This window comes from Streptomyces sp. NPDC058008, from assembly GCF_042886395.1.
Taxonomy (GTDB): domain Bacteria; phylum Actinomycetota; class Actinomycetes; order Streptomycetales; family Streptomycetaceae; genus Streptomyces.
Genome location: NZ_JBHVQX010000010.1, coordinates 222,910 through 232,579, shown reverse-complemented (window position 1 = coordinate 232,579; position 9,670 = coordinate 222,910). Strand labels below are relative to the sequence as shown.

10 protein-coding genes are annotated in these 9,670 nt (G+C 71.1%); 9 read left to right on the top strand and 1 reads right to left on the bottom strand.

Annotated features, from left to right (window positions below; genetic code table 11):
- Window positions 1-190: 190 nt before the first annotated feature.
- The 3 genes from ACFVS9_RS13280 to prcA are packed head-to-tail and all read left to right on the top strand — an operon-like array spanning window position 191 to window position 2,165.
- A complete protein-coding gene (locus ACFVS9_RS13280) occupies window positions 191-493 on the top strand; it encodes an endonuclease VII domain-containing protein (RefSeq protein ID WP_389931846.1) in 303 nt (100 codons plus the stop codon).
- Entirely contained in the window at window positions 445-1,290 is an 846-nt protein-coding gene (gene prcB / locus ACFVS9_RS13275; protein WP_383113409.1) for a proteasome subunit beta, read from the top strand. Before ACFVS9_RS13280 ends, prcB begins: the two co-directional genes overlap by 49 nt.
- Before the next feature lie 56 nt (window positions 1,291-1,346).
- Complete coding sequence (gene prcA / locus ACFVS9_RS13270) at window positions 1,347-2,165, top strand: proteasome subunit alpha (RefSeq protein ID WP_383113408.1); 819 nt, start codon at window positions 1,347-1,349, stop codon at window positions 2,163-2,165.
- Window positions 2,166-2,218: 53 nt separating this feature from the next.
- Here prcA and ACFVS9_RS13265 read toward each other — a convergent pair whose 3' ends face one another.
- Complete coding sequence (locus ACFVS9_RS13265; protein WP_389931838.1) at window positions 2,219-3,247, bottom strand: LacI family DNA-binding transcriptional regulator; 1,029 nt, start codon at window positions 3,245-3,247, stop codon at window positions 2,219-2,221.
- A 129-nt stretch (window positions 3,248-3,376) separates the two neighbouring features.
- Here ACFVS9_RS13265 and ACFVS9_RS13260 point away from each other — a divergent pair, with 129 nt between their 5' ends.
- The 6 genes from ACFVS9_RS13260 to ACFVS9_RS13235 all read left to right on the top strand — a co-directional run bounded on the left by ACFVS9_RS13260 (window position 3,377) and on the right by ACFVS9_RS13235 (window position 9,658).
- On the top strand, window positions 3,377-4,636 hold the full coding sequence (locus tag ACFVS9_RS13260) for an MFS transporter (protein ID WP_383113406.1): 1,260 nt from the start codon (window positions 3,377-3,379) through the stop codon (window positions 4,634-4,636).
- A 9-nt stretch (window positions 4,637-4,645) separates the two neighbouring features.
- Complete coding sequence (gene pafA / locus ACFVS9_RS13255; protein ID WP_383113405.1) at window positions 4,646-6,007, top strand: Pup--protein ligase; 1,362 nt, start codon at window positions 4,646-4,648, stop codon at window positions 6,005-6,007.
- A gap of 255 nt (window positions 6,008-6,262) precedes the next feature.
- Window positions 6,263-7,198, top strand: a complete 936-nt coding sequence (locus tag ACFVS9_RS13250; protein ID WP_383113404.1) for an FKBP-type peptidyl-prolyl cis-trans isomerase — start codon at window positions 6,263-6,265, stop codon at window positions 7,196-7,198.
- Between the two features lie 43 nt (window positions 7,199-7,241).
- On the top strand, window positions 7,242-7,616 hold the full coding sequence (locus ACFVS9_RS13245; RefSeq protein WP_389931836.1) for an FKBP-type peptidyl-prolyl cis-trans isomerase: 375 nt from the start codon (window positions 7,242-7,244) through the stop codon (window positions 7,614-7,616).
- 116 nt (window positions 7,617-7,732) lie between these two features.
- The gene (locus ACFVS9_RS13240) at window positions 7,733-8,686 is read left to right on the top strand and encodes a helix-turn-helix transcriptional regulator (RefSeq protein WP_389931834.1); all 954 of its coding nucleotides are present in this window, start codon (window positions 7,733-7,735) and stop codon (window positions 8,684-8,686) included.
- A 15-nt stretch (window positions 8,687-8,701) separates the two neighbouring features.
- Window positions 8,702-9,658 carry a helix-turn-helix transcriptional regulator gene (locus ACFVS9_RS13235; RefSeq protein ID WP_383113401.1) on the top strand — a complete coding sequence of 319 codons (957 nt, stop codon included), beginning with the start codon at window positions 8,702-8,704 and terminating at the stop codon, window positions 9,656-9,658.
- The last annotated feature ends 12 nt before the right edge of the window (window positions 9,659-9,670 follow it).

Genomic DNA, 9,670 nt, shown 5'->3' with positions numbered 1-9,670 from the left:
GTGCGTGGCCCCGTACGGGGCCACGCACCCCCGGCGCCGCCGGGAGGCTCAAGGCAAGCCGGTGAGGGAGCGCGTGGACGTTCCGCAGGGGCACGAGGAGTGTCGGACGTGCGGCGAGGTCAAGCCGCACAGCGAGTGGCACCGTAACTCCACTGCCACCGACGGCCTGGCGGCACGCTGCAAAGCGTGCATGGCCATTCAGGGGCGCGCAGGTCGTCCGAAGCGCCACTACGGCATGACCGAGGCTCGGCGCGACGCCATGGTCCCGTCGCGGTCGGGTGTCCGCACGATCTGTCCAGCTGCCCCCGCCGTTCATGTGGATCACCGTCACAAGACGGGTAGGGTCCGAGGCGTACTGTGCTTCGACCGTAATTCGGCCATTGGCAAGTCGGGGGATGATCCTGACTCCTTGCGCAGGGCCATCGCATACCTGGAGGGAAACGCGTGGAAGCCAACACTCGTAGCACCGGGCGTCTACCAGCTGCCTTCCTGACGCCGGGTTCGTCCTCGTTCATGGACTTCCTGTCCGACCACTCACCCGAGATCCTTCCCGGCAACCGCAGCCTGCCGCCGTTGCAGGGCACGGTCGAGGCGCCGCACGGCACGACCATCGTCGCGGCCTCGTTCCCCGGTGGCGTGGTGCTCGCCGGTGACCGGCGGGCGACCATGGGCAACATGATCGCGCAGCGCGACATCGAGAAGGTGTTCCCGGCCGACGAGTACTCCGCGGTGGGCATCGCCGGCACTGCGGGGCTCGCCGTGGAGATGGTCAAGCTGTTCCAGCTGGAGCTGGAGCACTTCGAGAAGGTCGAGGGCACCACGCTCTCCCTGGAGGGCAAGGCCAACCGGCTCTCCACGATGATCCGCAGCAATCTGGCGATGGCCATGCAGGGCCTGGCGGTCGTCCCGCTCTTCGCCGGGTACGACGTCGACCGCGAGAAGGGCCGCATCTTCTCCTACGACGTCACCGGCGGCCGTTCCGAGGAACACGGCTACGCGGCCACCGGTTCCGGCTCCGTCTTCGCGCGCGGGTCGATGAAGAAGCTGTACCGCAACGACCTGACGGAGGAGCAGACGCTCACCCTGGTCGTGCAGGCGCTGTACGACGCGGCCGACGACGACTCGGCGACCGGCGGCCCGGACGTGGCCCGCCGGATCTATCCGATCGTCACCGTCATCACCGACGAGGGCTTCCGCAGGCTGAACGACACGGAGTCCTCGGAGATCGCGCGCGCGATCCTGGAGCGCCGGCTCGAGGAGCCGGACGGCCCCCGCGCCGCGCTTCTCTGACCGGGCCCGCTGCTTCTCCGATGCACTCGTCACTGACAGAAAGGGACGGATAGCCGGTGTCGACGCCGTTCTATGTCTCACCCCAGCAGGCCATGGCCGACCGGGCGGAATACGCCCGGAAGGGCATCGCCCGTGGTCGCAGCCTGGTTGTGCTGCAGTTCGCCGACGGCATTGTGTTCGTCGGCGAGAACCCGTCCCGCGCGCTGCACAAGTTCAGCGAGATCTACGACCGGATCGGTTTCGCCGCCGCCGGCAAGTACAACGAGTACGAGAACCTCCGCATCGGCGGGGTCCGCTACGCCGATCTGCGCGGATACACCTACGACCGCGACGACGTGACGGCCCGTGGGCTGGCCAACGTCTACGCACAGACGCTCGGCACCATCTTCTCCAGCGCGGCCGAGAAGCCGTACGAGGTGGAGCTGGTCGTCGCCGAGGTCGGTGCCGGGCCCGAGGGCGACCAGATCTACCGGCTGCCGCACGACGGCTCGATCGTGGACGAGCACGGCTCCGTCGCGGTCGGCGGGAACGCCGAGCAGATCAGCAGCTTCCTCGACCAGCGGCACCGCGACGGGATGTCGCTCGCCGAGGCGCTGAAGCTGGCGGTGCAGGCACTGTCCCGCGAGGCCAACGGGAACGAGCGGGAGATCCCCGCCGAGCGCCTCGAGGTCGCGGTCCTGGACCGGACGAGGCCGCAGCAGCGCAAGTTCAAGCGGATCGTCGGCCGGCAGCTGGCGAGGCTGCTGGAGGCGGACGGCGCGGACGCGACCCCGACGGACGCGCCGTCGGACACCGAGGAGCCCGAGGACGGCGGCACCCCCGCGAAGGGCACCGGCGGTTCCGACGAGGGCACGGACGGCGCCGCGAAGGAGTAGCGGGTTCCGGCAGCGCTCCGACGGTGCCCCCGGCCACGCGGCCGGGGGCACCGTCATGAGGCGGGCGGGGGCGCCGTGGAGCCGCGTACCGTCAGGCGGACGGGGAGATCGCGGTGGTCGGCGGGGCGCCCTGCCAGGACGTCCAGCAGGGCCGTCATGCCCCGTTCGCCGACCTGTTCGGCCGGGAGGCACACGGTGGTGAGCTCCGGTTCCACCGCGGTGGCGAGTGCCAGGTCGTCGAAGCCGGTCACGGAGATGTCGTCGGGGACCCGCAGGCCCCGTCTGCGTACGGCCTTGCAGGCGCCGGCGGCCAGGATGTCGTCGTCGCAGACGATGGCCGTGGGCAGGGGGCCGGGGGAGCGCAGGACCGTCTCGGCCGCCTCCCGTGCGGCCCGTACGTCCAGCGGGGCGGTCACGGTGCGCAGGACGGTGCCGGGGACGGCGCTCACGGTCTCCCGCAGTGCCCGGGCCCGGACGGTGAAGGTCCAGGTGTCCACGGCGGACGCGAGGTGCACGATCCGGCGGTGGCCGAGGTCCAGCAGATGGCCCGTCACCTGGCGCATGCCGTCCGCGATGTCGAGGTTCACGTGGGCCGCGGCGCCGTGGCCGTCGGGGTCGCTGTCCAGCATCACCAGGGGCAGGTCCGCGCCCCGCAGCGCCCCCAGGGCGTCCGTGGCCATCGACGAGGCGATCACGCCGTCGAGGGCCGCGCGTGCCGAGGCGAACGGGTCCCTGGCGGGGCCCGTCCCGTCGGGGGAGGGGTAGAGGACGACGCCGAAGTCGTGCTCGGCGGCGACGGCCGCGGCACCGGTGTGGACGCGGGCGAAGAACTCGTTGGTGAGCGCGGGGACGACGAGGAGGGCCGTGCGGGTGCGGCCCGTCCGGAGACTGCGGGCGGCGAAGTTGGGGCGGTAGCCGAGGTCACGCGCGCTGTCGCGGACCCGTTCGGCGGTCGGGGCGGACACCCGGCCCCGCCATTTGTCCCCGAGCACGAGCGAGACGGTGGCCTGCGAGACGCCCGCGGCCCGTGCCACGTCACGGCTGGTGGGCCGGGGTGGGGCGGGCTGTCGCGCGCTGCTCACTCGTGCCTCCGTGCTGGGCCGGTCGGTTGCGGTGGGATGGACTCCCGGGCTGCCCACATGGTACGTATGAACGCCGACGTTATACGTAAAACCCCAGGGTGGTGGCACCGGTGGGGGAGAGGGGCGGACATGGCCGCGGGATATCTGGACATCCTCCGGGCGCGGCATGCCGCCCGGCTGCTGGCGGGGACGCTGGTGGGACGGCTGCCGAGCGGCACGGCCCACATCGCGATCGTCCTGTTCACCCGGGCCGAGGGCGGCAGCTACACGCTGGCCGGCGCGCTGGCGGCGGCGTACGGTCTCGCCACCGCGGTGGGGCAGCCGCTGCTGGGCCGCGCCGTGGACCTGTACGGACAGCCGCGCGTCCAGCTGCCCGCCGCCGTCCTGTCCGCGCTCGGTATGGCCGCGCTCGCCCTGACCGGACTCGGGCCGCTCCCCGTGGCGTACGCGGCGGTCGTGGTGGCCGGTGTGTTCACGCCGCCGCTGGAGGGCGGTCTGCGTGCCCTGTGGCCGTCGGTCCTCGGCGGGGAGGACCGCGTGCACCGGGCGTACGCCATGGACGCGGTGGCCCAGGAAGTCATGTTCACGCTGGGGCCGCTCCTGGTGACGGTCCTCGTGTCCCTCTGGTCCCCGGCGGCGGCGCTCCTGGTCATCAACGCCATCGGAGTCCTGGGGGCGCTGTCCGTCGTCCTGTCCGAGCCGTCCAGGACGTGGCGTTCGGCGCCCCGCGAGGCCCACTGGCTCGGTGCGCTGCGCTCGCCGGGGCTGCTCGCGCTGCTGGGCGCCTTCTTCTTCGTCGGGCTCGCGCTCGGCTCGATCACGGTGGCGGGTGTGGCGTACGCCGACGACCACGGCCGGGAGTCCGTGTACGGCTGGCTGATGGCCGCGCTCGGCCTCGGCGCGCTGATCGGCGGAGCGGTGTACGGGGCGCGGCAGTGGGCCGGTGCGCCCGAGCGGAGGCTGCGGGTCATCGTGGCGCTGCTGGCCGTGTGCTACCTGCCGTTGACGCTGACACCCGGTGTGCCCGCCATGACGGCCCTGGCCGCGCTCGCCGGGGTGTTCCTGGCCCCGGCGATCGCCTGCTCGTTCATCGTGGTGGACCGGCACGCGCCCAGGGGCACGGTGACCGAGGCGTTCTCCTGGCTCGTGACGACGTTCGGGGTGGGCGCGGCGGCCGGCACGGCGGTGGCGGGACCCGCGGTGGAGCTCGGCGGGACGGCGTGGAGTTTCGCCGTCGCGGGGGCCGGTGGAGTGGCGGCCCTGACGGTTCTGCTGGCCACCGGGAGGGTCCTCGCAGCTCCCGGGCGTACGCCCGCGGTCGTGACCGGTTCGGAAAATGATCGAAACGGTGCTGTCGAACCCGGTTTCAGCTCAGGCCATAAGGCGTAATGTTCAGTCATGGACCGCCGCATTTTCGGGCTGGAGAACGAGTACGGCGTCACGTGCACGTTCAGGGGACAGCGCCGACTGTCACCTGACGAAGTGGCGCGCTACCTCTTCCGCCGTGTTGTGTCATGGGGCCGCAGCAGCAATGTCTTCCTGCGGAACGGCGCCCGCCTCTACCTCGACGTGGGATCGCATCCGGAATACGCGACCCCCGAATGCGACAACGTGACCGAACTGGTCACGCACGACAAGGCGGGCGAGCGCATTCTCGAAGGCCTGCTCGTCGACGCAGAACGCCGCCTGCACGAGGAGGGAATCGCGGGCGACGTCTATCTCTTCAAGAACAACACCGATTCGGCCGGAAACTCCTACGGATGTCACGAGAACTACCTCGTGGCCCGGCACGGGGAATTCTCCCGGCTCGCGGACATCCTCATTCCGTTCCTCGTCACCCGCCAGCTCATCTGCGGTGCGGGCAAGGTGCTGCAGACCCCGCGCGGCGCCGTCTACTGCGTGAGCCAGCGGGCCGAGCACATCTGGGAGGGCGTCAGTTCGGCCACGACGCGCTCCCGCCCGATCATCAACACCCGGGACGAGCCGCACGCCGACGCGGAGCGGTACCGCCGCCTCCACGTCATCGTCGGTGACTCCAACATGTCCGAGACGACGATGCTCCTGAAGGTCGGCGCCACGGACCTCGTGCTGCGCATGATCGAAGCGGGCACGGTGATGCGCGACCTGACCCTGGAGAACCCGATCCGGGCCATCCGCGAGGTCAGCCACGACATCACGGGACAGCGCAAGGTGCGTCTGGCCAGCGGCCGCGAGGCGTCGGCCATCGAGGTCCAGCGCGAGTACTACGAGAAGGCCGTCGACTTCGTCGAACGGCGCGGCATCCGCACCGGCACCGTCGACCAGGTCCTCGAACTGTGGGGCCGCACGCTCGACGCCATCGAGGCCGAGGACCTCGACCGGATCGACACCGAGATCGACTGGGTCATGAAGTACAAGCTCATCGAGCGGTACCGGGCCAAGCACAACATGACCATGTCGAACCCGAGGGTCGCTCAGATAGACCTCGCCTACCACGACATCCACCGGCGGCGCGGGCTCTACTACCTGCTGGAGCGCAAGGGCCAGGCCGCCCGCATCTGCAACGACCTGAAGATCTTCGAGGGCAAGTCGGTGCCCCCGCAGACGACCAGGGCGCGGCTGCGCGGCGACTTCATCCGGCGGGCCCAGGAGCAGCGGCGGGACTTCACCGTCGACTGGGTCCACCTCAAGCTGAACGACCAGGCGCAGCGCACCGTGCTGTGCAAGGACCCTTTCCGTTCCGTCGACGACCGGGTGGAGAAGCTGATCGCGGGCATGTGAGCCGTGACGGGAGCGTTCTTCCCGTGTGTGACCGGGCCTCGTACGTACCTCGTGCGGGGCCCGTCGCTCCGTCCGGGGGCCCGGCGCGACGTCGGTGGCCGTGGGGCCGCAGGGGCGTGGACGAACGGACGTACCGGGGCGATCCGGTGGGGCGGCGGGGTCCCGTGGGTGTCGTCGTGCACCCGCCGGGGACGGCGGGTGAGCCCTTAGAGTGTCGGGGGACCATCCACGTGCCGTCTGAGATCTGAGGAACCAGTGCGCCGACTTGCCGGCCTTCTCGTCGTCCCCCTTCTGCTGCTTTCCACGGCGGCATGCGGCGACGACAAGGCCTCCGACTCCGCCTCGACCGAGAAGGGCGTCCCCGCGATCACCGCGGGCGCGAAGTTCGGCGAGAAGCCCACCCTGGCGAAGGGTGAGGGCGATCCCCCCAAGGAGCTGAAGACCGACGTCATCAGTGAGGGTGACGGCGCGAAGCTCAAGACCGGCGACGCGATCCAGGTCAACTACCTGGGCCAGGCCTGGGACTCCACCGAGCCGTTCGACAACAGCTTCGACCGCAAGCAGCCCTTCGACCTGACGCTCGGCGCCGGCATGGTCATCCAGGGCTGGGACAAGGGGCTCGTGGGCCAGAAGGCCGGCAGCCGTGTCGAGCTGGTCATCCCGCCGAGCCTCGGCTACGGCGAGCAGGGCCAGGGCGACATCAAGCCCAACGCCACCCTGGTCTTCGTCGTCGACATCGTGCAGGCGACGCAGGTCCCGGCGTCCGCGGAGGGCACCCCGGTCGCCCAGGACAACATCGACCTGCCGAAGGTGGGCACCAAGACCGACGGCAAGGCGCCGTCCGTCACGATTCCCAAGAGCGACCCGCCGACCAAGCTCGTCTCCGACTACGTCCTGGAGTCCAAGGGCGAGGTCATCAAGGAGACCGACAGCGTCGTCGTGAACTACGTGGGTCTGCTCTGGAAGGACAGCAAGCCCTTCGACAGCACCTACCAGGCGGGCAAGACCCAGACCTTCCCGCTGGGCCAGGTCACCCTGAAGGGCCTCAAGAACGGCCTGGTCGGCAAGAAGATCGGCAGCCGTGTGCTGCTCGTCATCCCGCCGGACCAGGGCTTCGGCGACAAGGCGCAGCAGACCATCCCCGCCAAGTCCACCCTCGTCTTCGCGGTGGACCTCCTGGCGAAGATGTAAGACTGTCCCGGTTGCCCAGTTCATCAGCAGGAGGAGCAGTTCAGTGAGCATCGACAAGCCCGAGATCGATTTCCCGGGTGGCGAGCCGCCGGCCGACCTCGAGATCAAGGAGATCTGGGAGGGCGACGGACCGGTGGCCCAGGAGGGTCAGACCGTCTCCGTGCACTACGTCGGTGTGGCCTTCTCCACCGGCGAGGAGTTCGACGCCTCGTGGAACCGCGGCACGCCGCTGCGTTTCCAGCTCGGTGCCGGCCAGGTCATCGCCGGCTGGGACAAGGGTGTCCAGGGCATGAAGGTCGGCGGCCGTCGTCAGCTGACCATCCCCGCGCACCTCGCCTACGGCGACCGCGGCGCGGGCGGCGGCACGATCGCCCCGGGCGAGACGCTGATCTTCGTCTGCGACCTCGTGGGCGTCTGATCCGTACGGTCGCAGCAGCCGGGGCCCGTGCCGCAAGGCACGGGCCCTCGGCTTTGGTCCGGACACCCCGGGGCGGTACGGTCGACGGTCGGAGAGCACGTCGAGAAAGGGCGTCGATGGCGATTGCCAAGGCCGAACGGCTGATGAACCTGGCACTGTGTCTGCTGGGTACCCGGCGTCCGCTCAGCAAGCGTGAGCTCCGCGGTTCCATCGAGGCCTACCTCGAGGCGGGCTCCGACGAGTCCTTCAACCGGATGTTCGAGCGCGACAAGGACGATCTGCGCGAACTCGGCCTGATCATCGAGACCGTGGAGAACCTGGACGGCGACACCGGGTACCTCGCGCGCCGTGACAGCAACCGGCTGCCTCCCATCACCCTGGACGCCGAGGAGGCCGCGGCCCTCGGGCTCGCCGCCAAGGTCTGGCAGCAGGCCCGGCTCGCCGGCGCCGCCAGCGGGGCCCTCCAGAAGCTGCGGGCCGCCGGAATGCCGGAGGCCGAGGACGACTACGAGGTGCACAGCGCCCTCGAACCCCGTATCCCCGTCCACGAGGCGGCCTTCGAGCCGCTGATGCTGGCCTGCCGCGACCGGCGCCCGGTGACGTTCGACTACCGCAAGGGCAACGCGGCCCGTCCCGAGCAGCGCCAGGTCGAGCCGTGGACGCTGGAGTGCTGGCGGGGCCACTGGTACCTGGCCGGCTGGGACCGCGACCGGGGTGCCGAGCGGGTCTTCCGGCTCTCCCGGATCTCCGGCCGGGTCCGCTCCCGCGCCGGGGCCTTCACGACCCGCGTCCCCGACGCCGTCACCGTCCGTGAGACGGTGGAGAGCTGGGCGGGCGAGACCGCCACCAGGACCGCCCGGATCAGGCTGCGCACGGGCTCCGGCTATCCGCTGCGTTCCCGGGCGATATCGGTACGGGAGCTCGGTGACGGCTGGGACGAGCTGGAGATCCCGTACGGTCACGGACTGGACGCCTGGCTCGTGGAGTTCGGGCCCGACGTGATCGTCGGCGAACCCGCCGATCTGCGGGCCGACGTGATGGACCGGCTGCGCGCCGTGGCCAAGGACTGAGGGGGACCCGTACTCGTGGCCACGAACGCGATCGACCAGACCCGGCGGATGCTCTCCCTCGTCACGTATCTGCGTGAGCGCCCCGGCGCGCACGTCCAGGACGTGGCGCGGGCCTTCGGGATCACCGAGGACGAGCTGATCTCCGACCTCGACGTGCTCCCCATGTGCGGGACGAGTTTCCGCGGCGGGGACCTGCTGGACATCGACACCGACGGCGACCGGATCTGGTGGCACAACCCGGACGACGTCGCCGAGCCGCTGCGGCTCGCCGCCGACGAGGCGACGGCCCTGCTCGTCGCGGCCCGTGCCGTCGCCACGCTCCCCGGCCTGCGCGAGAGCGACCGGCAGGCGCTGGTGCGGGCGACCGCGAAGCTGGAGACGGCGGCCGGTGAGGTGGGGGCGGCCAGCTCCCGGCTCTCGGTGACCTTCGAGTCCGAGGGCGGCGTCTTCGCCGACGTGGACCGGGCCATCTCCGAGCGGCGCCGCCTCTGGCTGCGCTACTACTCGCCGGCCCGTGACGAGCTGACCGAGCGGGAGGTGGACCCGATCAGGCTGTTCGCCGTCGGCCGCACCTACATGGAGGGCTGGTGCCGGCTCACGGAGGCCCGGCGCACGTTCCGTCTCGACCGGGTCGCCGAGATCAGGCTCCTCGACGCCCCGTCCGCCCCGCCGGAGCTGGAGCTCCGTGACCTCTCCGAGGGGCTGGTGCAGCCCGCGGCCGAGGATCCCGAGGTCGTGATCGAGGTCGGCCCCGGCGGCCGCTGGGTCGCCGAGTACTACCCGCACGACAGCGCGGAGGAACTGCCCGACGGGGGCCTGCGGATCACGCTGCGCACCCCCGACCCCGCCTCCCTGCGCAGGCTCGCCCTGCGGCTGGGCGGCGAGGGGCGCATCACCTCGCCGCCGGACCTCGCCGAGAGCGCGCGGGCGGCGGCGCGTGAGGCGCTGGCGGCCTACGACGGCGCGCTCTGAGCGGCGGCGACG

What these genes read in the sequence shown, in the direction of transcription:
- ACFVS9_RS13280 (WP_389931846.1), top strand. Translation starts at nt 191, where the DNA reads ATGGCCATTCAGGGGCGCGCAGGTCGTCCGAAGCGCCACTACGGCATG.
- ACFVS9_RS13260 (WP_383113406.1), top strand. Translation starts at nt 3,377, where the DNA reads ATGGCCGCGGGATATCTGGACATCCTCCGGGCGCGGCATGCCGCCCGG.
- pafA (WP_383113405.1), top strand. Translation starts at nt 4,646, where the DNA reads ATGGACCGCCGCATTTTCGGGCTGGAGAACGAGTACGGCGTCACGTGC.
- ACFVS9_RS13240 (WP_389931834.1), top strand. Translation starts at nt 7,733, where the DNA reads ATGGCGATTGCCAAGGCCGAACGGCTGATGAACCTGGCACTGTGTCTG.